General features: G+C 48.1%; 20 protein-coding genes and 1 tRNA gene. 3 read left to right on the top strand and 18 right to left on the bottom strand.

All coding sequences use genetic code 11. The features are described from left to right. Positions 1-9 precede the first annotated feature (9 nt). Together ACN08X_RS05430 and uppS are read right to left on the bottom strand one after the other, a co-directional pair. A complete protein-coding gene (locus ACN08X_RS05430; protein ID WP_419108141.1) occupies positions 10-543 on the bottom strand; it encodes a prepilin peptidase in 534 nt (177 codons plus the stop codon). 19 nt (positions 544-562) lie between these two features. Continuing rightward, positions 563-1,324 carry a polyprenyl diphosphate synthase gene (uppS, locus tag ACN08X_RS05425; RefSeq protein ID WP_419108140.1) on the bottom strand — a complete coding sequence of 254 codons (762 nt, stop codon included), beginning with the start codon at positions 1,322-1,324 and terminating at the stop codon, positions 563-565. A gap of 160 nt (positions 1,325-1,484) precedes the next feature. Between uppS and trhA the strand changes: the two genes are divergently transcribed. Next, positions 1,485-2,171, top strand: a complete 687-nt coding sequence (gene trhA / locus ACN08X_RS05420) for a PAQR family membrane homeostasis protein TrhA (RefSeq protein ID WP_419102037.1) — start codon at positions 1,485-1,487, stop codon at positions 2,169-2,171. A 32-nt stretch (positions 2,172-2,203) separates the two neighbouring features. On the opposite strand, the gene ACN08X_RS05415 is transcribed toward trhA, so the two are convergent. Together ACN08X_RS05415 and mca are read right to left on the bottom strand one after the other, a co-directional pair. Next, positions 2,204-2,488, bottom strand: coding sequence for a hypothetical protein (locus ACN08X_RS05415; protein ID WP_419108139.1), 285 nt, complete (start codon positions 2,486-2,488; stop codon positions 2,204-2,206). 72 nt (positions 2,489-2,560) lie between these two features. After that, on the bottom strand, positions 2,561-3,502 hold the full coding sequence (mca, locus tag ACN08X_RS05410; RefSeq protein ID WP_419108170.1) for a mycothiol conjugate amidase Mca: 942 nt from the start codon (positions 3,500-3,502) through the stop codon (positions 2,561-2,563). Between the two features lie 189 nt (positions 3,503-3,691). On the opposite strand from mca, the gene ACN08X_RS05405 reads away from it, so the two are divergent. Together ACN08X_RS05405 and greA are read left to right on the top strand one after the other, a co-directional pair. Further along, positions 3,692-4,114, top strand: a complete 423-nt coding sequence (locus ACN08X_RS05405) for a DUF4307 domain-containing protein (RefSeq protein WP_419102035.1) — start codon at positions 3,692-3,694, stop codon at positions 4,112-4,114. A gap of 135 nt (positions 4,115-4,249) precedes the next feature. Next, complete coding sequence (gene greA, locus ACN08X_RS05400) at positions 4,250-4,744, top strand: transcription elongation factor GreA (RefSeq protein ID WP_419102034.1); 495 nt, start codon at positions 4,250-4,252, stop codon at positions 4,742-4,744. 117 nt (positions 4,745-4,861) lie between these two features. On the opposite strand, the gene ilvA is transcribed toward greA, so the two are convergent. The 14 genes from ilvA to ACN08X_RS05330 all read right to left on the bottom strand — a co-directional run bounded on the left by ilvA (position 4,862) and on the right by ACN08X_RS05330 (position 21,370). Next, positions 4,862-6,115, bottom strand: coding sequence for a threonine ammonia-lyase (gene ilvA, locus ACN08X_RS05395; RefSeq protein WP_419102033.1), 1,254 nt, complete (start codon positions 6,113-6,115; stop codon positions 4,862-4,864). Positions 6,116-6,190: 75 nt separating this feature from the next. Next, positions 6,191-7,438: an AI-2E family transporter gene (locus ACN08X_RS05390; protein ID WP_419108138.1), complete on the bottom strand. Its 1,248-nt coding sequence runs from the start codon at positions 7,436-7,438 to the stop codon at positions 6,191-6,193. 138 nt (positions 7,439-7,576) lie between these two features. After that, on the bottom strand, positions 7,577-8,446 hold the full coding sequence (locus ACN08X_RS05385; protein WP_419102031.1) for a Bax inhibitor-1/YccA family membrane protein: 870 nt from the start codon (positions 8,444-8,446) through the stop codon (positions 7,577-7,579). 215 nt (positions 8,447-8,661) lie between these two features. Then, positions 8,662-8,735: transfer RNA gene (locus ACN08X_RS05380), tRNA-Leu, on the bottom strand. A 137-nt stretch (positions 8,736-8,872) separates the two neighbouring features. After that, positions 8,873-10,258 (bottom strand): NAD(P)/FAD-dependent oxidoreductase, encoded by a 1,386-nt coding sequence (locus ACN08X_RS05375; RefSeq protein WP_419102030.1) that lies wholly within the window; start codon positions 10,256-10,258, stop codon positions 8,873-8,875. A gap of 229 nt (positions 10,259-10,487) precedes the next feature. Continuing rightward, on the bottom strand, positions 10,488-11,957 hold the full coding sequence (locus ACN08X_RS05370) for a S8 family serine peptidase (RefSeq protein WP_419108137.1): 1,470 nt from the start codon (positions 11,955-11,957) through the stop codon (positions 10,488-10,490). A 77-nt stretch (positions 11,958-12,034) separates the two neighbouring features. Next, positions 12,035-12,976 (bottom strand): exopolyphosphatase, encoded by a 942-nt coding sequence (locus ACN08X_RS05365; RefSeq protein WP_419108136.1) that lies wholly within the window; start codon positions 12,974-12,976, stop codon positions 12,035-12,037. Positions 12,977-12,994: 18 nt separating this feature from the next. Next, a complete protein-coding gene (locus tag ACN08X_RS05360) occupies positions 12,995-13,597 on the bottom strand; it encodes a DUF501 domain-containing protein (RefSeq protein ID WP_419102027.1) in 603 nt (200 codons plus the stop codon). 50 nt (positions 13,598-13,647) lie between these two features. Next, positions 13,648-14,289 (bottom strand): FtsB family cell division protein, encoded by a 642-nt coding sequence (locus tag ACN08X_RS05355; protein WP_419102026.1) that lies wholly within the window; start codon positions 14,287-14,289, stop codon positions 13,648-13,650. Positions 14,290-14,587: 298 nt separating this feature from the next. Next, complete coding sequence (gene eno, locus ACN08X_RS05350; RefSeq protein WP_419108135.1) at positions 14,588-15,868, bottom strand: phosphopyruvate hydratase; 1,281 nt, start codon at positions 15,866-15,868, stop codon at positions 14,588-14,590. 241 nt (positions 15,869-16,109) lie between these two features. Then, positions 16,110-16,790 (bottom strand): MazG family protein, encoded by a 681-nt coding sequence (locus tag ACN08X_RS05345; RefSeq protein ID WP_419108134.1) that lies wholly within the window; start codon positions 16,788-16,790, stop codon positions 16,110-16,112. Between the two features lie 2 nt (positions 16,791-16,792). Continuing rightward, entirely contained in the window at positions 16,793-17,995 is a 1,203-nt protein-coding gene (locus ACN08X_RS05340) for an adenosine deaminase (protein WP_419108133.1), read from the bottom strand. A 103-nt stretch (positions 17,996-18,098) separates the two neighbouring features. Continuing rightward, positions 18,099-20,015 carry a hypothetical protein gene (locus ACN08X_RS05335; RefSeq protein WP_419108131.1) on the bottom strand — a complete coding sequence of 639 codons (1,917 nt, stop codon included), beginning with the start codon at positions 20,013-20,015 and terminating at the stop codon, positions 18,099-18,101. A 47-nt stretch (positions 20,016-20,062) separates the two neighbouring features. Further along, positions 20,063-21,370: a thymidine phosphorylase gene (locus ACN08X_RS05330; protein WP_419108129.1), complete on the bottom strand. Its 1,308-nt coding sequence runs from the start codon at positions 21,368-21,370 to the stop codon at positions 20,063-20,065. Positions 21,371-21,377 lie beyond the last annotated feature (7 nt).

Below are 21,377 nucleotides of genomic sequence, written 5' to 3'. Positions count from 1 at the left end.
CTTTGATTTTTATAAAATGGTATTTGGTAGTGGGAAAAGTATTGCAAGTATGGTGCCAAGGAGCATAAATGGACCAAATGCTATGTGTTGTTGTGGTGTTTTGGTACGTAGGAGGAGGATAGCAAGGCTATAGATGCCACCGAAAGTGAAGGTGAGCAATGTTGCCCAGCATAAGGTCAAAGGTGAGATAAAGCCGGTGAGCGCTCCAAGGATTCCAGAGAGTTTGACGTCGCCTAGGCCCAGTCCACCGCGGGAGAATACTCGTAGTACGTAGTAGAAAAGTGTTAAGAGCACGGCTGAGTAGAGGGTATTTTTAACGCCGATGATGTTGTGTTCAAGAAGGTAGACCGCTATGAGCGGTAGCATAATCGTCAGGTATAGCGGAAGAACGATACGGTTAGGTAGTCGGTGTTCTCGTATGTCGATGATGCTCAGTTCTATAGCTCGATAGATGAAGTATATGAGGGTTAGGCTTAGTATGGTTCCTTGCGTGTTACTGAGCACTGTTCCACGATGAAAGTATTCGACGATGATATTCAGCATGGTGGTTCTTCTATGGTGTTTAGGAGCCGAAACGTCGTTGTCTGAGCGCGTAGTCGGCTAGGGCGTGAACGAAGTCTGTTCGAGTAAAATCTGGCCAGAGCGCTTCACAGAAGTAGAACTCTGAGTAGGCAGATTGCCAGGTGAGAAATCCTGAGAGGCGTTGTTCTCCAGAGGTTCTAATTAAAAGATCGGGGTCGGGTAGTCCACGGGTGTAGAGGTGTTCGCTGATATCTGAAGTTTCTAGTTGTTGCACTAGTTCTTCGAGAGAGGTTCCTCTCTGCTGCGCTTGTTGTAGAAGTTCTTTGACGGCATCGACGATTTCTTGTCTTCCACCGTATCCAACGGCAATGTTGACTTGTAGTGTGTTGATGTCTTGAGTTGCTTCTATTGCTTTGTTGATGCTCTGTGTCAGAGTTTTTGGTAAGGCGTGAAGTCTGCCTACTGCATGTATTTTTGCAAGGTGTTTGTGGGTGAGCTCTTCAAGGAGGTTTTCGATAACGTCGAGGAGGTCTTGTAGTTCTTCTGGTTTTCGTTTGAGGTTTTCAGTGGAGAGCATGTAGAGGGTGACCATGGGGACGTTGAGTTCTTGGCACCATTGGAGGAAGTCGATAATGCGTTGAGCTCCACGTTGATGCCCGTATTTGGTGTTTTTGCCTTGTTGCGCGGCCCATCTTCTGTTGCCGTCGACAAGGACACCCACGTGTTGTGGAAGTTTCTGGGGCGGAATGTTCTGAAACATCTGAAGCTGTTCAAGGCTTTGAGTTGATGAGGAATCTTCCACCTATAGCTCCTTATGTCATATTTTCTTCTGGTTTGAGCAAACAACGTCTTCTTTCATCGTACCGTGCTGAAGTCGTTCCACAATGTTTATTGCCTCTTGTCCTTAATGAGTATCGCAGAGATAATGGAGGAAACCACATTTTTAGGATTGGCGTTCACCAGTGACACACCGTTCATCTTCTTCAACTTCTTTATCGTCAGCTACTTCTCATCGTCCTTTTGAGAAGAAACCTCTTCTGCGTGGCTGGATACATGCCGGTTTTTCTCCCATTGTTTTTATTGCGGGGATTGTTCTTGTGGTGCTCTCTGGCGGTGGTGTTTTAGCAGTTGCATGCGCTATTTTCTCGTTGACGGGTGTCATACTTTTCGGTGTTTCTGGAATGTACCACCGAGGATATTGGGAAGATCGGGTGCGTCTTCTTCTCAAGCGTCTTGACCACGCTAACATTGCGCTGGTTATTGCCGGAACATATACCCCGTTTGCGTTTACGCTCCTTAACGGCCCAAAGCGTCAGATTCTTTTATGGAGTATTTGGGGCTGTGCCTTGGGTGTGGTTCTTTTTAGGGTGTTATGGACGTACGCTCCACGCTGGCTTTATACCCCTATTTATGTGGTGATGGGTCTTATGGCAGTGTTTTACCTTCAAGATTTTTGGAAGGTTTCTGTCATTGCAACAATTCTTATCGCAGCTGGTGGCGCTTTCTATATTCTTGGCGCCGTTTTTTACGGGACGAAAAGACCTCATCTTGCTCCCCATATTTTTGGGTTTCATGAGTTATTCCATGTGTGCACGGTTATCGGTTTTATTCTGCACTATATCGCAGTGGTGTTCTCCATCTACGCATAAGAATATTCTGGTGAAGACAGCGCGCACTTTATTTATTTTTCTGTTGGTGAGGGCTTAGACGAAGTATCGTTATCGCCCGTCTGGGGTTGCTGACGTTGTTGTGCTTCTTGTTCCATAGCGTATTGGTTACGGTACCTCATACGACGTACACGGCGCGTAAAATCCAACATCAACAAGATGATGAAAACACCTACGGTAAAAGTTGCAACAAATCCAAGGAACCCTGGAGAACCCGTTGGTGAGCCGTCCTGATTATATTGTGTGGTTGAGTTTGCCAGAAGTTGGGCTGTCTCCACAACAGCAAAAAGATACGTCATGCGTTACACCAGTTTTTCTTGGTCGTTGTTGTTCTAAGGATAGTCTTGTCAGTAGAAGAGCTGTCTCTTATTCTACGCGTTAGGTTCGGAACTCTTATAGTCGATTCCTTCTGCAAAGCACCATTCTGGTAGTTCTGAGTGGACTCTGCTTTTTGCTAATACGTATTCTTCCCAAGGCCAGATTTCTTTTTGCTGTTCAGGTGTGAGCGCGAAGAATGCGTCGGTTGGGCGAACCTGTGAGCGGTGCGCAAGAAGTGCACGGTCGTGGGTTTCAAAAAACTCCCAACACGAGATACGTGTCGTTGTGTGGTGGGAGGGGTACGGCGAAGGATGACGTTTTTCGTCTTCTTCTCTCTCATCAAGACGAGCCACCCACTGGGTGAAGGGACTTTCACCTTTGGTACTAGTGAGGTATCGGTGGAAGGTTCTAATACGTTCTGGGTTGAAAGCACGGTCATAGTATATTTTTTGAACTTGCCATGGTTTCCCTAATTGTGGGTATGCTTTTTCGTCACCGGATTTTTCGTAAGCTTCCATTGCGACTCGGTGGGTCATAATGTGGTCGGGGTGAGGGTATCCGCCTCGTTCGTCGTAGCTCAGAATAATGTGTGGACGGTATTCTCTAACGAGTTGGATTAACGGTGCAGTTGCTTGTTCTAGAGGCAGTGTTGCAAAAGAGCCCCAAGGAAGTTCTGGTAGTGGGTCGCCTTCAGGTAGTCCAGAATCCACAAACCCTATCCAACGATGCTCAATACCAATAATGTTGGCAGCTTCTGCCATTTCTTTACGTCGGACACCGGGGAGGTCTCTGTGGGCTTTAGGGTTTTCATTCACCTGTTCGTTGAGAATATCGCCGCGTTCTCCGCCTGTCATCGTTGCTACCATAACTCGTGCCCCACGATGTATGTATGCTGCCATTGTTGCAGAGCCTTTAGAAGACTCGTCATCGGGGTGTGCGTGTACCGCTAAAATACGTAGTCCTGCATAGTTCTCTGCTAAGGGTGAAGGCACCATATCTTTGAGGATACTGTTAGGGTGTTTTGAGTCGGTCACGAAGAACTCCAATATTTTTTTCGTTAGAGTAGCTAAAATAGTACATCTAGAACGTCAGCAGATGATGCGGTCTGAAGAAGACACTCTATTTTAGCGAATATCTGGTGGCGATAACCCAATCTAGGTTAACGAATATGAACGAAGGATGTCGTGACAACTAGCTTAGATTCACGCTACGGCAGAAAACCTACTCAAAGGAGCATACCAACGTGGGTATGGGTTCTTTTAGCTGGTTGTGTTACCGTCATCTCAATGCTTTTTGGGTGGTGGGTACAAAGTGATTCTTCAGCGACGTCTCCTCAGGCTCGTGATCTTTCACATCAGCTCACAAGCGCCGATGAAGTATCTCTGACTTTTGAGGTGCTCAAAGACCCTCACGTAGAAGCTGTCTGTGCGATTAAAGCGTTGAATTCTTCACGTGCCCCAGTCGGCTGGAAAGAGGTCATTATTCCGGCAGATACCGCCGGTGAGAGCTCGTCTCGAGTGCATGTTCAAACTGTTAAAATACGGGTTCTCTCCCCCGCTGTCACCGCGACCGTTGATACCTGTTGGAGTATGCGAACCTCGTCATAAGGTTTAGAATTCACACCACAAACTAGCACTTGTATGTTAGAACGGGTAAAGTTCGCTACAACTACTCTAATTTTGAGTGTCAGGATAACCGTTTGGTGAATCCTTAACCTCAAAAGTTTTATGAAAGGAAAGTACATGAGCGCTCATGAAGGTGCTTGGCTAACTCAAGAGGCATATGACCGCCTTAAAAAAGAGTTAGAACATATCTCTGGCCCGTACCGTCAAGAAATTATTGAACGTATTTCGGCAGCTCGCGATGAGGGAGACCTCAAAGAAAACGGCGGATACCATGCTGCACGTGAAGAGCAAGGCAAAAATGAAGCACGTATTGCTCAGTTAACTCAGTTGCTAGAGAACGCTCAAATTGGCGAAGCACCGCACAATGACGGGGTCGTTGATTCCGGAATGGTCGTTGAAGCAGAGCTTGCCGGTCGACCTTTCAAATTCCTTCTTGGATCACGCGAAGTTGCAGATTCTTTGGTCGGTGATTCTGGTCTTCAGGTCTTCTCTGAAAGCTCCCCCATGGGTTCTGCTATTTTGGGTTGCCGTGCCGGTGATGAAACGTCGTATGTTGCCCCAACCGGTAAGACGATTGACGTCAAGATTATCTCTGTCGTTCCTTTTGAATGATAGAAGACTCTTTGTCATTCTCATAGGCTCAGAAAACGTGATGCCATCGCATCTCACCCGATAACGGGTGAGATGCGATGGCATCACTGATATTCAAAGCATTACCACCGATGATATTTAGTACACAACAATCGGCTTATAACCAGCTTCTGTTAGCCCATCAAGTACCTGCTGAATATGTTCATTCCCTTTAGTTTCCATATCAATAGTGATAGAAACATCTCCCATAGAAAGTGCACCGCCGACACGGGTGTGGTCCACACCCGTCACGTTCGCGTCCAAAGAAGAAATGATGGATGAGATAGTTGTTAGCTCGCCGGGACGGTCATTCAACATCATTTTGATGGTTAGATACCGTCCAGCAGCCGAAAGACCGCGCTGAATCACTTTGAGCATCAGCATTGGGTCAATATTTCCACCAGAGAGCAAACATACTGTTGTCCCAAGGTTTCCGTATTGTTGGAGAAGTTTTCCATCCATCAAAGCAGCAACAGGAACAGACCCTGCCGGCTCTACCACCAACTTGTTACGCTCCATCAAAAAGATTAATGCTCTAGCAATATCATCTTCAGAGACGGTATGTACGTCATCAACCAGTTCTTTAATAATGGAGAAAGGCATTTGCCCAGGTCTACCGACAGCGATGCCGTCAGCGATTGTAGAGACTTTTTTCAAAGGGACCAGAGCGTCAGCAGCTAAAGAGAGCGGGTACGCTGCAGCATGTTCTGCTTGAACACCAATAATGCGAATCTTTCGGCCCGTCTTCTGTTCAAGTTCTCGAACGGCAACAGATAAACCAGCCAGTAACCCTCCCCCGCCAACACCAACGATGATAGTTTCAACATCAGGTACTTGTTCTAGGATTTCAATACCGATAGTTCCTTGGCCTGCGATAATATCAGGGTTATCGAAGGGGTGAACAAAAACGGCACCAGTTTCTTCGGCATAACGTTTTGCTTCTGCTAGGGCGTCGTCAACGGTTGCGCCGTGCAAGATAACCTGTGCCCCACGACTTTTAGTTGCAGCAACTTTCGGAAGTGCTGCACCTAAAGGCATGTAGATACGTGCTTTGATGCCTAGTTGTTGAGCGGCTAAAGCGACACCTTGTGCGTGATTACCTGCTGAGGCGGCGACTACTCCACGCGATTTTTCGTCCTCAGTAAGTTTTGCCATACGGACGTATGCTCCGCGTACTTTAAAAGATCCAGAACGTTGTAGGTTCTCACATTTAAAGTAAACTTCTGAGCCAATCATTTCTGATAGTGCTAAGGAGTGGTCCACCGGTGTGCGTTCAATGACCGGTTTGAGAAGATGAGCGGCTTGTTCAATATCTGCATATTGAACAGGTAATTGTGTTGAAACAGTGGACACAGGTGTTTCCTTTATGCGTTAGAGAATATCCGAAGAATAGTTTAAGAAACAAAAACTATCTCAAGAGTAGTGCAGTTATAGTGTTGATTCTTCTTGTTCGTGTTCTTTAAGCCGTTCAAGACGTTCTTTGACTTTATCAGCCACAGCTTTACGTTTTTTACGAGCAATTTCATGTTCGTAGAGAAACTCTTTAGTACGAATTTCTGGGTCTTTTTCCCACTCACGTCGGGCCAGATAACGCACGATAGTATTCATCACAGCAAGAACTGGAACAGAGAATAACGCACCAAGAGGCCCATAAAGGATAGTTCCGCTAGCTACCGCAAAAATGACGGCGAGAGGATGTAAGGAGACGGCTTTACCCATAACTAGGGGCTGCAAGATATGCGATTCAATCTGCTGTACGAGAAGAACCATCAGCAACATAATCAGAGCGTTAAACCAGCCGTTAGCGACGAGAGCAAGGAGTACCGCAATCGCACCGGTTACGAGAGCACCCACAATAGGGATAAAAGAGCCAAGGAATACGAGTACACCCAGCGGAATAGCTAGCGGGACTCCGAGGAAGAACGCTGCTAAACCGATACCAAGAGCATCCACGAAGGCAACAAAAACTTGAACGTGAACGTAGCTTACGAGAGAACGCCAGCCACGACGTCCGGCACCATTAACTGCTTCACGTGCAGTTACAGGGAAGAGACCTACCAAGAAGATCCAGATTCTTTCGCCTTCAAGGAGGAAGAAAATCAGGGTGAAGAGAACAAGAGCAGTACCTGTTCCGATATCTGCTGCGGTAGAGCCGAGGGAGGCAACACCCGAGAGGATGGAGCCAGAGTTATTTTTGATGAATTGTGTAAACTCCGAAAAATGTGAGTCTATTTCTTTGAGGTCTAAAGCAATTGGAGATTGGTCAATCATCCCGAGAACAGTGTGGTATCCCTGCACAATTTCGTCTGATAGGGAGGAGAATCCAGAGGTAATTTGTTGCCCGACGAGGGTGAGCAGTCCAACAACAACCGCGATGAACCCGAGCTCAACAATGGCTGTTGCGTATCCTCGTCTAAGACCGTATTTGCGCAGGAAAAATACCGCTGGTGAGATGAGCGCAGCAAGAAGTACCGCTACCGCGATAGAAACAATGATGATACTAATTTTTGCGGCAACCCAATGGAGGCAAGCTAATGCGAAGAGAACTATGAGAAGTCTCCACGACCAAGCGGCAGCAGTGCGTAGGGCAAATGGAATGTATCGTTCATCGCCGTGGTACCAAGAACTTTGTTCAATATGATTTTTCGGTGCTGGTGAGGGGGTAGTTTCGCTCATGCGTACTATTCTTCCACATCTTTAGACAAGTCGTTATTTTCGGGGAGAAATAAACGTAAGAAAAGGTTGCATATAAACGTTCAGGGCACACGAAATCTCTCGTGCGCCCTGAATTTTCGTGGTTAGGATGTGGTTTTTTTAGCGTTCCATCATTTCACGAACGTACATGAGGATACGGAGAATCTCGATGTAGAGCCATACCAGAGATGAGGTTAGGGCGAATGCCATACGCCATGATTCACGTTCTGGTGCACCGTATCGTACAGCTTCGCTGACGTGGGTGAAATCAAGAATGAGGGAGTACACGCAAAGAGCAACAGCAAAGAGCCCAATAATGAGGCCGAGAGGAATACCCATGACTTCAATGCTGCGAACGTTTGTTCCGCCGAAGAGGGTCATGCCAAGGTTGACGAGACAGAAAATTGCATATGAGATAGCTGCGATGGTGAAGAATTTCGTCATCTTAGGTGATTCACGCAATTTACCGTTACGGAAAAGAACCAGAACTGTACCAAAGACGATGAAGGTTGCAAGAACAGCCTGCCCAACGATACCCGGGTAGCGTGTTTCTGCCATGGCAGAGAAACCGCCAAGGAGCATACCTTGTGCTAGGGCGTATGCCATCACAAGTACGGGAGAAACTTCTTTTTTGAAACCGTTAACAAGTCCCAGAACAATAGAACCGACTAAACCGGCTACAACGAGTATGGGGAACATCACCGATGCGGCTGCGCCAACCAGTAGGATGACAAAGTTGATAGCAACTTTGACGATGACGTCGTTCATGCTCATCTGCCCCGTTTGAGCGCTTGTTGCGCTGGGGGACTGATACATTGCGTTGAGGTCAGCGGCGGTAGGAGTCTCCTCACGAGGTGAGGTAGGTGTATATCCGTACGGTGCGGAAGAGCTCTGACCGTTGGAGTATGCGCCACCAGCGCCGAATTGTCCAAAGCGAGAATCCTTCTTTTGAGAATCTAGCATGGAATTGATGAGGGGGTTGCCTGCCACGAGAACAATCTCCTTTAGTTCTATAATTCTGTCTCTACCAGACTATCGGAGAACCGTGATATTCGTGGGGACTTTTGGTGAAAAGCACAGTATTTCCTAGGGTTCTAACAGTTTCAGAAATATTGAGTATCGTGGCGACAATACTCACGGTACTTCTACCGTATAAACAAATGTGGTCTCATCAGTATTCACTGATGAGACCACATTCTCGTATGTGCTCCTACTGGGACTCGAACCCAGAACACAAGGATTTTAAGTCCTCTGCCTCTGCCAATTGGGCTATAGGAGCAATATCGGCAGCTAGATTTTAGAAAACAACTGCCTTACCACTATACCGTATAGAACGAATAGTGTTGTCCTGTACATAGATAACTCTAGGCACAGGACATTATTATAGCCATAAAATTGCGTTGAACGCACTTTTTATTACAGGCGTGCCTTACTCTTTTCAGGAGCAGTTCCGGTTGCGCTTTGGAATGCGCGACGTGGAGAACGCTGATGGCGGATAGAAGAGGTGTCACGGCCGAAGATTTGGTTCAACGCCCAAATGCTCATAACACGTACAGTACGCTCAGCGGTGGGGATAGCCATGCCGTGGTATCCGCGGTGCATCAACCATGCAATAGGTCCGCCGATGGTCTTACCCTTGAAGTTCGCGACGCCCTTCCACAAGCCGAGTCCAGCAACAACACCGATGGTCTCATGGTAGTAGTCGGTGAGTGCTTCACCGCGACGAGAAGCCAATAGGTTCTGTGCAAGCTTAACAGCCTGACGGGAAGCGTGCTGTGCGTTAGGTACGCAGAAGCCGCCAACTCCGCCACCAGAAAGGTCAGGAACAGCAGCGTTATCGCCAGCTGCCCAAGCACCCTCGATGACGCCGTCATCACCGGTAACTCGTAGGTCTGCGCCGACACGCACACGACCGCGCTCGTCCAGAGGAAGGTCAGTGTTCTTGAGCATGGGGGATGCTGCAACACCAGCAGTCCAGATAAGAGTGTCGGTGTCAAGCTCACCAGCAGGAGACTTGTCTCCCATGTTAATCAACGCAAGATGACCGTCGGTAGCATCTGCCAAAGAAGTATTGAGTAGAACCTCAATACCGCGGCCGCGAAGCTCTTCAACGACCTTTTCAGCGCGCTCTGCAGGGACCTCAGGCATGATACGGGGTGCAGCTTCAACGAGAACAAAACGAAGGTCAGATACGCGAAGGCGACCGTTGCGTTCTACGGCGACACGAGCCATATCTTCAAGTTCGGAGATTGTCTCGACACCAGCGAAACCGCCACCAACAATAACGAAGGTGAGGGCGCGACGGCGTTCATCTGCATCATCAAGCATAGAAGCAACTTCGATGCGTTCAAGCACCCAGTTGCGAACAGATACTGCTTCTTCTACGGTTTTCATGCCGATAGCAATTTCGGCAAGCCCCGGAATGGGGAATGCGCGGGTTACTGCACCTGCACCAATGACGATTTCGTCGTAAGTAACCTCAAAAGGCTCTCCTACGTCGATAGGTTCAATAGTTGCGGTGCGAGTTGCATGGTTAATTGCGGTGACTCGACCACCAACAACTTCGCAGTTCTTGAGGTGCTGACGTAGAGGAACGGTAGCGTTGCGACCTTCCATAGAACCTGCAGCAACTTCTGGCAAGAAGGGCTGGTATGTCATATAGGGGTTAGGGTCTACAACGGTAACGATACCGCCAGTTTCTTTAATGGTCTTCTGAATTTTCTGGGCGACGGTGAATCCTACGTAGCCACCGCCGACAATGAGAACTCGAGGACGATCCTGAGCTAGTTTGGTGAATGCCATATTTATTTTGCTACTTCCTTAGGTTGAGATATGAGAGCTGTCTATGCACTCGTACCTGTATCTGCACCGCATGTTTAACTGTTAAAAGTACAACATCCTTTAGAGCGCAAAACAGCGCGGTGGGAGGACAATTGCTCAATATGCTATCTTGCCACTTAAGCCGAACTTTTCCTACTCTACAGGGCATTTTTTTCTTCAAGGATTTAGCTTTTCTTGATTCTTATTTCGGCTACCCTTGTGGCCTACGCCTCTTTTTCTGTGTTCTGACTAGCTGAGTTAGCGAGCGAATGGAGTATCTTGTGATGATAAACGTCCACAGAAAAAATCCACCCACCACAATAAAAGGCAAGATGCCAGAATCTTCAGCTGGACGGCGAGGAGTTGGCGGCGAAGCCACCGGAATATGCTCATCAGCGTGATGTGTTGGAACACTCGAACGATGAGTCGGTTGGCTCTCATTCTTACGATGAACCTGTATCCACTGACGCATCGACCCCAACGGGTTCTCTTCAGCTTCATCAGAAGTTTTAGGATTCAAGGCTTTTGCGGGGTTAATAATCCCGTACCCGTACAATGCATCTCGTCCGTTTTCTCCAGCATCATCAGCCGAAGAAATAATACGCTGAATAACCTGAGCAGCAGTAAGGTTCGGATACTTTTCTTTAATGAGAGCTGCCAAACCCGAGACAATAGGTGCTGCCCCAGAGGTGCCTGACCACACCGCATATTTATTATCGGGGGTCGCGCCCATAAGATTTTCGCTGGGTGCAGCAACAGCAATCGAAATACCTTGAGAGGATGAAGACCAAGAATCTTGCTTATTCTGGTTCACTCCCCCAACAGTTAGCACCCCCGGCATCGTTGCAGGGGCACCAACTTGAGTAATTCCAGAGCCTCGGTTACCGGCAGAAGCTACAATAATGACGCCTTTTTCTTCGGCATAGGCGAAGGCACTATCCCATTGTTCTGGCCAGTTTGTGCTATCTGAGCCAACAGAAAGATTGATGATATCAGCACCGTGGTCTACCGCGTACCGGACCGCTTCAGGAAGCTGCTCATCAATATTTTTTGCACCCTCAGAGATACCACCAATCTCTAAAGAAATTGGAAGAATCTTAGCTTCTGGAGCAACCCCTATCATGCCAGCTGGACGTGCACCACCGACACCGGAGAAGGTTGGCGTGTTTGGGTCGCGGTGCCCGTGCCCTGCAATTAACGAAGCGACCATTGTTCCGTGTGCAGGTTCAACGCCTAGACCTTTCCAGCCTCGAGCAGAGCCAACACCCGAAACGTCCGTCCCAGGTAGAACATTGTTTTTCAGGTCTTGGTGGCTTTGGTCTACGCCGGTGTCAATCACCGCGACAGTGACCCCACGCCCAGTAGCTTCTTTCCAGACGGAGCTGAAACCATAATCTTTAAGCCAGTATTCTCGGGCGCGAACCGCATCTCCTTTAGGTACGTCAATGGTCGGGATAGAGGGAAGAACACCCGGTTGCTGTGATGGTGCAGTTGGTGGTTGTGGCGCAGGTGAAACAGATACCTTTGGGGTAGGTGTAGGGGCGGCCGCAGGCTGGGCCAGCGACACAGAAACGGTTAGAACGCTCAAAGATAAGGTCGCCACAAAACAAGCGTATCTTTTCATTCGTCGAGAAGATGCAGGCACAGAAGAGCAAGATGTAGACGTTATGTGCTTAGGCATAGGCTCTCCTCAAAGAATGTTATCTCAAGAAAAAACAACAAACATCATGATAAAACGCTGTTGAATACCTGAACGCATTATCGTTGCGAGAGTACCAACCCATCAAGAATATCGTGTTCACTAGCGGTAGCGCTATATACAGCTCCATCTGTGAGCTGTTCTAAACGTCGAATAATATGTGCCCAAATAACAGCACCAGTACCAATGACATCTACACGGCCGGGGTGCATAAATCCGCGTTCAGCGCGTTCTTGAGCAGTCATTTGAGCCAAACGATAACAAGCCTGTTCAATCTCTTGAACGTTAAGCTGTGCGCCGTTGATTCTCTGAGGATTATAGCTTTCAAGCCCGTAATGTTCTGCAACAATGGTGGTAACGGTACCAGCAACCCCAACCACTCGTTGCGCTTGAGATAATTGAACGTAGTTAAGAACTTCTTCGAGAGCTTCATCGACGTCAGCAATAATCCGTTGTCTTTGTTCTTCACTCATCGGGGCCGTCACCTGATGCCGTTCAGTAAGACGTACACAACCAATATTCACTGAACGCGCAGCAATCAGTGAATGGCTATCCCCTAAAACGAATTCTGTAGATCCGCCACCTAAATCGATAACAAGTGTTTTTCCTTCGCTCGTTCCAAGAGAAGAAAGCGCCCCATAGAAAGATAGCTCTGCTTCTTCCTCGCCAGTGATGATTTCTGGTGTGACCCCTAAAATGTCTTGTATTCCTTGAATAAAAACATCTTTGTTCGTGGCGTCTCTTGTGGCGCTTGTCGCCCCAAAACGAAGAGACTGAACACCGTGCTCAGAGATAATTTGTGCGTACTCGCGGGCAACTTTAAAAGTTCTTTCGAGGGCTTCTTCTGAAAACTTGCCCGTAGCGTCAACGCCTTCTCCAAGGCGTACAATTCGCATAAGACGTACGACATCGTGAAGGGTGCTCACACCGTTCTGTGTCTCAACGTCTGCAATGAGGAGTCGTAGGGAGTTCGTTCCGCAGTCAATAGCACCGATACGCACGTCGAAGTCTTCTTTCTCTTATTGAGCGGTTTCTTGGTCGGTTGAGACAAAGCTATGGCGCCATTGTGGGTCACACGCGCATTGTTCGGGAGTCCACCAAGGTGCAATCAGTTCGAGCGTCTCATCCCCCATAGGGTTAATTCCGCGTCCGACAGAGAGGGTGTGTCCAAGTACCGCGTGAAGACACTTAACACGTACTGGCATACCGCCGGCAGAGATACCGTCAATTTCAGGAACTTCTTCGGTGTTGGTCTTGATACGGATACGTTCACGTTCACGAAGATAGTTTTCGTGTGCTTGCTGATATTGCTGAGCTAATTCGGTGTCTTCAGCAAGACGGTCTGTCATCTCGTACATTTTTCCCTCAGCTTCTAGACGACTAGCAGCTGCAGTAATCGCAGGGTGTGCTAGGTAGAAGACCGTGGGGAAGGGCGAACCGTTTGATAGTCGTGGTGCAGTTGCCGCAACGAGAGGGTTTCCGCAGCGACAGCGAGCAGGGATTTCTGCAACGTCACGCACTTTTCGACCCAATTGTTCAGAAAGTACGTGAAGATCGAGTTCGGTAGGTTCTAGGGTTTCTGCGCTCACGCCGAAACCTTGCGGGTTAGTAGTGTTAGTCATGATGAAGTTCCTTGTGATACTAGTTTTAGTCAGTCAATCAGTCTGTTATTTTATGGTGCTGGAGCGGAGCTAGCTGGTGCAGTGGTGGGGGCAGTTGGGTCTATAACGGGGCGAGATGGATCAGCCGGCGCTATTTCTTCGGCAGATGTTATATGCGCCGGTTCAGAGGTGTTGTTCGCTGGTTTTTGGTGAGTTGGATCTTGCGCAAAAGCTGATTGTTCAAAAGAGCTCCACAAACCTTTTGTCCAAGATTCTTTAGGGGCGCTTTGTGCTGCTGCTGAGGTGTCATCTGCACGATGAGAGGAGGGGTCTACTCCTACCACAAGATACGGTGTTTCACCCTCAGCCATATAGTATAGACGGCTCTTTGCTTGCTGTTTGACGTAGTTTTCATCTTGCCACCAGCTCAGTTGAGTTTGCAGACTGTCATGGTTTTGTTGCAAGGCATCAATATGGGATTCGACTTGGTGAATTTCTGACTGTTGGCGGATATATGTTGATACTGGCGCATACGAAGAGATGAGGATAACAGCAAAAATAATGAGAGGCGCAACCAATCTGCCAGAAAAAGCATGCGCAGCAACAGGAGCGTCAGAATCTTCTCTGGCGTTAACATCCTGATAGTTTTGATATTTTTCTGTGCCAAAAAAGTTTGCCCATGAGCGACGACGTGGCTTATTTTCTTGTGACATTTTACCCCTGACTAAGTTTTTCACTCACTCGATAGCGTTCTTCATATCCCTCAGCTATCCAGAGGGTAGGTACCTCGCATTAGCTATTCTACCCACCAAAAAACTAAATCACTTCTAGCTTTCCAATCCCCACACGAGGGATTCTTCTTTTCGTTGTTTTTTCTCAGCTACTTTAAAGATGTATCGCATAAAAACATTCTTTAAAAGAACGTATCTCCACCAAGAAAGCTCCATATCAGAGACTCTCTTGGTGGAGATAGGATCAAGAAATGTTTAGCTCTCTATCGGAGCGAAAACTCTATGCCTTGAAACGTGGGAATGAAGATGCACCAGCGTAAACAGCTGCTTCGCCAAGCTCTTCTTCAATACGTAGAAGCTGGTTGTACTTTGCAACACGCTCAGAACGTGCAGGAGCACCAGTCTTAATCTGTCCAGCATTAGTTGCAACCGCTAGGTCTGCGATGGTGACGTCTTCGGTTTCACCGGAACGGTGAGAAACCATGCAACGGTATTCGTGACGCTGCGCCATTTCCATAGCATCAAGAGTTTCGGTCAAAGAACCAATCTGGTTAACCTTCACCAACAGCGCATTTGCTGCACCAGATTCGATACCCTGTGCAAGACGCTCTGGGTTAGTCACGAAGAGGTCGTCACCAACAATCTGTACCTTGTCACCGATTTCTTGGGTAAGGTTCTTGTAGCCTTCCCAGTCGTTTTCATCGAGAGGATCCTCAATGGATACGAGTGGGTACTTAGCGACGAGGTCTGCATAGTATGCGGACATTTCTGCAGCGGTCTTCTTCTGACCTTCAAATTCGTATGCACCGTCGTTGTAGAACTCGGAGGAAGCAACGTCTAGTGCCAAAGCAATTTCTTCACCAGGCTTGTAGCCAGCTTTTTCGATTGCTTCGATGATGAGGTCAAGAGCAGCAGCGTTCGACTCTAGGTTAGGAGCGAATCCGCCTTCGTCACCCAAGCCAGTGGCAAGACCGCGGTCTTTGAGAACAGACTTCAGTGCGTGGTAAACCTCAACGCCTGCTTGCAATGCTGCAGAGTAGGTGTCGAATCCGATAGGAGCAATCATGAACTCCTGAATATCAACGTTGGAGTCTGCGTGAGAGCCACCGTTGAGGATGTTCATCATGGGAACAGGAAGAACGTGTGCGTTAGGTCCGCCGAGGTACTTGAACAGTGGAAGGTCTGCAGATTCTGCAGCAGCCTTCGCAGCAGCCAAAGATACACCAAGAATAGCGTTTGCGCCGAGCTTACCTTTGTTCTTTGTGCCGTCAAGCTTAATCATTGCAGCGTCAAGTGCGCGCTGGTCAGTTGCGTCGATGCCGATGATTTCTTCGGCAATTTCGTCGATGACTGCACCGACAGCACCAAGAACAGACTTGCCAAGGTAAACGGACTTGTCTTCGTCACGACGTTCTACGGCTTCCCATTCACCGGTAGAAGCACCGGAGGGAACTGCTGCGCGACCGAATGCGCCATCTTCGAGGAGAACCTCCACCTCAACGGTAGGGTTGCCACGAGAATCGAGAATCTGACGTGCGTGAACTGCTGTAATTAAAGCCATGAATATGCTCCTTGAAGCGTAGATTGGTTGGCTATGAGTAAGCTCAGGCAAGTTTTCACTAGTGCACACTTACGTGAGCGTACGTTCAGCTACGATTTTACCAAAGAAACCCACATAAGCACACAGGCTTTCAATAATTCCCACCAATATATTTGAGATATTTTCCTACGCCACTCCCCTATCCACCCAAAGATATTCCCACGAATAACAACATCAACGGCAGATAACACAGCACAACACATTACTTCCCAGAGGAGTGAATCACCGCATACATTAAACGACGTAACGCACCCTCAGCATCAACCCCTTGAACACGAGCACGCTGAACCATCTCGAACAACTCCACCGCAAACGCTGCATGCTCATCATCAGGAGCAACAACACCAGCCACATCAAGTGACACCTGCCCCTTATCAGCCTTCGCAATAACCTTATCCGCTAAAGCCAACGCCGGAAGATGAGGAGGAATACCATCAAAAACAGATAAACGCTCCGGTTTCTCCTGCTTCTTCAACTCCTCCCACTGAGCAGTCACCTCTTTATCATTCAAAGAACGAACAGAAGAATCACCAAAAACATGAGGATGCCGACGCTCAAGTTTCTGGTTCAGCCCCTCAACAACATCAGCAATACTAAAACCACCTTCTTCAACACCGCGCTCACCAGCAATACGAGCATGAAAAAGGACTTGTAAAAGAACATCGCCGAGTTCTTCTTTGAGAAGCTCATAATTTACCTGCTCTTGAGCCTCAATAGCTTCAATTACCTCATACGATTCTTCGACCAAATACCGAACCAACGAATGATGAGTCTGCTTCCCATCCCAAGGACAACCACCCTCAGAACGCAAAACATCCATTAGCTCAATCGACCGTTCAAAGGCCTCCGACGCACCCTGAGGAACAATACGCTGCTCTGCCATGATTAGTTCTCTTCCTCTTCCACACTATTCTGTTGTTCAAAAACACTCATATACGCACCCTGAACAGCACGCATCAGATGCTGTTTCTCCTCCATCGAAATAAAAGCACCTTCAATAGCATTAGTTGTTAGTTCAAAGAAATCTTGCACCTGATAACCAAAATTCTTCGCTAAATGCACGAATTCAGCAGTCACACTACTACCACTCATCAAACGATTATCAGGACTAATTGTCACGGCAAAACCAGCCTCACGCAAAGCGTTAACGGGGTGCTCTACAAGATTCTTAGCGACACGAGAACGATCCACAACACCATGTTCAACAGCATAAGCAGCGCCCGTTTGAATATTCGAACACGGACAAATTTCTAAAGTAATACGACGGTCTTTAACCCAGCTAGCGAGCGCACCAAGCTGAAGAATCTTCTGGTCTTTAGGCGTTTGGGGCATGATTTTTCCCTCAGGATCAAGTTCTCCGGCTGTCGTATATGAAAAGTCTTCAGTAATACGCACGCCATGCCCGATACGCAGTACTCGCCCAACTAATAATGCGGAGCGAATCGATTCTATCCCCTCCGCTTCGCCGGCATGAATAGTGACTGGCATAAAGTTCTCTGCTAAATACTCTAGAGCTTCACGGTGTTGTTCTACAGGGTGGTTTTCTTCTGCGCCAGCAAGGTCAAAACCGACCACACCCCATGAACGGTATTTCACCGCGAGTTCTGCTATCTGTCGTGAATTGTTGTGGTCTCTCATCGCACACAGTATCTGATTGACAAGAACTCTTCCACCAGTTTGAGCTACCATCTCCATACCGTCGTTAAGCCCTGTTGCTACAGCTCGGATTGCCTCATCGAGGCTAAGTCCTGCACGTTGATGTTGTTCTGGTGCCCATCGAACCTCTGCATAAATGACGCCGTCTGCCGCGCACGCGAGTACGTGTTCTTGAGCGATACGTCGCAAATCTTCTGCTCGTTGCATGAGGGCTAAAGTATGCGTAAATGTTTCAAGGTATCGTTCAAGAGAACCAGAATTTGCTGCTTCAAAGAACCATTCTTGAAGTTTTTCAGGTTCTGCGCTGGGTAGTTCATGCCCAATTTCTTGTGCGATATCAATCATCGTTTGTGGTTGCAATCCACCATCAAGGTGATCGTGTAAACAAATTTTGGGTAATTTTTGTATCCATTGTTCGTCAAGTTGGGTCATGTTCGGTGTTCCTTGATCAATATAGTGTTTGAAGTTGATACGAAAACGCTGCCGAGTAGCTCCAATAGTGAAGTTCCTCGACAGCGTCTTACACCCTAAAGTTTTAGAGCGTCCATGAAGCAAGCGCCCTGTTCATGTGTTCAGGGATGTTTGCTCCGGTACGTGGGAAGAGTCGGAGCTCTTCAACGTATTGCTGTGCCGGTAGGGTGTCTTGGTATTTGGCGAAAGCCCCTTCATCGTTGTAGCTAAAGGATGCTACTGGAGGGATTCCGGGTGTGAAGCGTAGGCTCATCGCCAGTGGTGAGCCTGCGCCTTCTTTATACGAATCTGCTTTGAGCTGCAAGATGGCGAGGACGTCTTCGGGGATGAGGTCGAAGGTTCGTTGTTGATCCCAGAAACCGTTACGGCGGACGTGTGTTAACGCATCGTAGTAGGAGCCAAGGGCACGAACACGTATCAGCACGGTGGAGACGTCTCGGGCGGTACCGTTTTCTCCGAAAAGTTGTTCTTGTGCTTTGAGTAGTCGGGCGACGACCTGAGCCTCGGTAAGGACGAGGTTTCCTTCTGCTAATTCGGTTGTAGAAGGAGGTTGCACTTCTTCTACGGGGGTGTTGTAGGAGGGTGCTACGTCTACACCATGTGCGTCTTCGGGCAGGTCTGTTCCACGGACGTTGGTAGCTGGTGTAGCAACGAGGGTGTCGGTGTCTTCTTCCCATTCGTCGTCAACGTGTTCTGGTAGTGACGCGGTTACCAGTGAAATATCGTGTGCAGAGGTGAAGGTGTCTGCATCGGTATTATGAGTAGTTATGTCTGACTCGTCAGCGATGTTCGCGTGGGTGTTCTCGCTGTTTTCGGTATTGGTGTAAGAAGTTTCGGCCTCGTGTGAAGATTCTTCAGCGAGTTCTGCGCTGGTATCTGTTGTTGTTTCAGCGGTTGCTACGGTTGAGGGGCGAGCAACAGCAAGACGTGCATGAGGTTCAGAACGGTCTGTTTCTGATTCCGCTTTTTCGGTGTTTGAGTCCTGTGCTGATGACGAGGTGTTATCGTCGAGGTTCTGAGGAGCATGTTCGCCACTTTCTGCTGTAGTTTCAGTTTCTGTGGTGGCTTCTGCTGTAGTTTCAGTTCCTGCGGTGGCTTCTGCAGTGGCTGTTTCAGAAGTTTCTTCAGCTTCTTCGACACTATTGCTCGTGCCGCTTTGAACAGCTTCTGTTTGCGCCGCCGTAGTATCGACCCTTGTAGTTTCCTCAGCTGTTGAGCTTTCAGCGTTGAGAGTTTCACCAGCAAGTGATGATTCCTCAGAACGTGAGTGAGCATCCGCTATTACTGGTGCAGAAGTATTCTCTTCAGCAGAATCGTCTGCTTCAGCAATATTTGCATTCGATGTTTTGTCCGCAGGAAATGCGGATTCAAAACGTTCTGCAACACGAGCGATAGGAGAATCATCAGCGATATTATTCTGCTGATTTTCAGGCAGTGTTTCTGCTCCAGCTACTTCTGTAGCTTCTGTAGCAGACGTTTTCTCTTCTGGTTCGTCCGCCATCTCCTCTACTCGATAATGCAGGTTACAAGAGGTCTCATTCTTTGAGTTGAGGTAAGAAACCTGAGCGTTTGTTCCCAGCAGAATAATCAGCGCACGAGTCCATGCCCCGCGTGAGCCTTCCTCTTCTTCGGTGTAGAGCGCCGCAACGTTTTCAAACCAAGAGTTTCCTGGAACAACAATGGTTTCTTCAATTTTTTTGCCATTTTCTTCAAAGGTCAACAACATGTCGTTGCCCTCTTGCTTCAGGTCGAGGGTGAGTTGGCCTTCACCTTTAGAGCGCATCATACGAATTAGAGAATGCAAAGCACTCTGTTCGTTGATCTCTTGAAAGGCAGAGAAAGTGGAGGCACTTTCTTCTACGGAAGGTTTTGGGGTCTGTTCCTGTACAGGGGTCTTTGGTTCTACAGGCTGTGCTGCCGGTTGTGCTGTTACTGCCGATTCAGCAGCTTTCTTGTCTTTACGACGGCTAAAAAGTCCCATGATGTTCTCTTTCTTCGGTGCGAACGGTGAGTGTTCTTACGAGTAGTTTACTGCTGTTCAGTACTCACTTTACCTAGAATCAGCGGCTGAGGCTCATATTCTTTGCCGATAGTATAAGCATCTTCTAAGGATTCTAACGCTCGTTCAAAGCGTTCGGGAGTGTCGGTCATTAGTGTCATGAGTCGGTCACCAGCGCGTATGGTGTCTCCTGGCTTAGCGTGTAGACGGATTCCAGCACCAGCTTGCACTTGGTCTTCTTTACGAGCTCGTCCAGCGCCCAAACGCCAAGAAGCAACCCCTACTCCCAAAGCGTCAAGACGGGTAAGCACACCAGTTTCTGTTGCGTAAACAGTGTGAGTTTCACGTGCTTGAGGTAACGCAGCATCGGGATCTCCACCTTGGGCGCTAATCATTGCTCGCCATTTATCCATAGCACGACCATCAGCGAGAGCTTCAGCGGGGTCCTCATCAATGCCACAGGAACGGAGCATTTCGCGTGCAAGCGCCACCGTCAGTTCAACAACATCAGATGGGCCACCACCAGCAAGTACTTCCACAGACTCTTCCACTTCGCACGCGTTACCAACGGTCAGCCCTAACGGGGTGTCCATGTTCGTCAGCAATGCTGTCGTTTTAACACCGGCATCTGTTCCTAAACGCACCATGGTACGTGCTAGTTCTTGTGCATAGTCAACATCTTTCATAAAAGCACCAGAACCAACTTTTACATCAAGCACCAGAGAATCTGTTCCTTCAGCAATTTTTTTAGACATGATGGAACTTGCGATAAGTGGTATAGCCTCTACAGTGGAAGTGACATCACGTAGCGCGTATAGCTTCTTATCTGCAGGTGCGAGACCAGTTCCGGCGGCACAAATAACAGCGCCTACGTCCGAGAGTATTTCGAGAGTTCGTTCATTACTCAAATATGCTTGCCAACCAAGGATGGATTCTAATTTATCGAGTGTTCCACCGGTATGGCCTAGTCCGCGACCAGATAGTTGAGGAACCGCAACGTTGTAGACTGCGACCAATGGTGCTAGTGGCAACGTAATTTTATCTCCCACACCGCCGGTAGAATGTTTGTCGCTGGTTGCAATTTTCTTTCCAGCACCAACGATGGAAGAAAAGTCTAGTCGTTCACCCGAGTTAATCATGGCTTGAGTCCACTGCTGAATTTCAGTAGCACTCATTCCGTTCAGAAAAATTGCCATGGCAAGTGCACTCATTTGTTCGTCAGCGACAACTCCACGAGTGTAAGCGTCAATCACCCAGTCAATGTGTTCTTTAGTAAGTTCTTCGCGATCTCGTTTAGCGCGAATAACATCTACCGCGTCGAATGGTTCGTACGACATGTGTTTT

The organism is Rothia sp. P6271, assembly GCF_048512995.1.
Taxonomy (GTDB): domain Bacteria; phylum Actinomycetota; class Actinomycetes; order Actinomycetales; family Micrococcaceae; genus Rothia.
The sequence above is the reverse complement of the archived record's forward strand: the minus strand, read 5'-3'. Positions and strand labels throughout refer to the sequence as shown.